This window comes from Flavobacterium hercynium, from assembly GCF_002217285.1.
Lineage (GTDB): Bacteria > Bacteroidota > Bacteroidia > Flavobacteriales > Flavobacteriaceae > Flavobacterium > Flavobacterium hercynium.
Genome location: NZ_MUGW01000086.1, coordinates 1 through 1,082, shown reverse-complemented (window position 1 = coordinate 1,082; position 1,082 = coordinate 1). Strand labels below are relative to the sequence as shown.

Sequence of the window (1,082 nt, the reverse complement as noted above, 5' to 3'; positions counted from 1 at the left end):
AACTTTTTGGGGCATGTTCAGTATTGATACAGGGCTTTGTTTTTGAAAGTTGGTGCTGAAAGTTCAGACTATAGAAAACCAATCTCTAATATGGTTCATTAATCCCTCCATATTTAGCGTCTTCATAAAGCTCTTTAAAATCAGATATATTGTAATAATTATTCTTTTTAAACTCTTCTGCATATTTTTCACTATGTAGATAAGGAAAAAAAGAATAAAAGTAATTATCACTCATTTTTGTACCATAATAACAGACTATCGCTCTAATTTTAGTTAACTCACTAAAGCTTAAATCTTTTCCCGTATTTTTATAATAATCCCGAAAATGTAATAAGCTGGCCGCATATTTCTCTCTTTCAATCTCGTTTTGGGTTAACATGAAATCGAAGACTTCTTTATGAAATTCAATTTTACCATCACAATTTCTAGTCCCTAGGATTTTTGCAAACTCTTCTACATCATCCTGGCTGTTTTTTAAAAGTTTTTTATCTAATACCCATTTTAACAAATCTTTATCCTTAACGTAACCAAAGGTTTTTACCAATGATTCTAAGAAAAACTTGTCATGAGTTTTTAGCCACATTAAACTTCCCTTATTATCGTTGAAGAGGTACTTGTTGCGATTGATAATATATTCTGGAACTTTTAAAGAATATGAATCATTATTGTTTATAGTAATGATTTCTTCCAGTGTAAACATTTCAAATAAAAAATGTTTCTCTTTAGAAAAAAAAATATTTTGTGTAAAAAAATTAAGACTATATTGATTATAAAGTAATGTTTTTAATTTACCATCCATCAAATTCCCAAACAAGGTTATATAATCATTACCATAGCTAATTTTAATGCATTCACTTTTAGAATTAATATTAAAAATCAAATTTATTCTTTTTTCAAATTCATCATCTGCAATTCTTTTAAAACCACTATTCTGAAGTTGTTGATCTATGATTGAGTGTGCCAAATGTAAATCTTCAACACTTAAATCATAAGGATTATCATATTCAGTTTCTTCAGTCTCGACTTTTTTTTGTAATTCAAGATGTCGTTTTATTTTATCTATATGTCTTGTCCTGAAATAG

The 1,082-nt window shown here is 27.4% G+C and carries 1 protein-coding gene; it reads right to left on the bottom strand.

Annotated elements, in window-relative coordinates; translation table 11 throughout:
- Positions 1 to 85: 85 nt before the first annotated feature.
- Positions 86 to 1,082, bottom strand: a 997-nt coding sequence (locus tag B0A66_RS23035) for a hypothetical protein (protein WP_089052073.1), incomplete at its 5' end; no start/stop codon positions are given.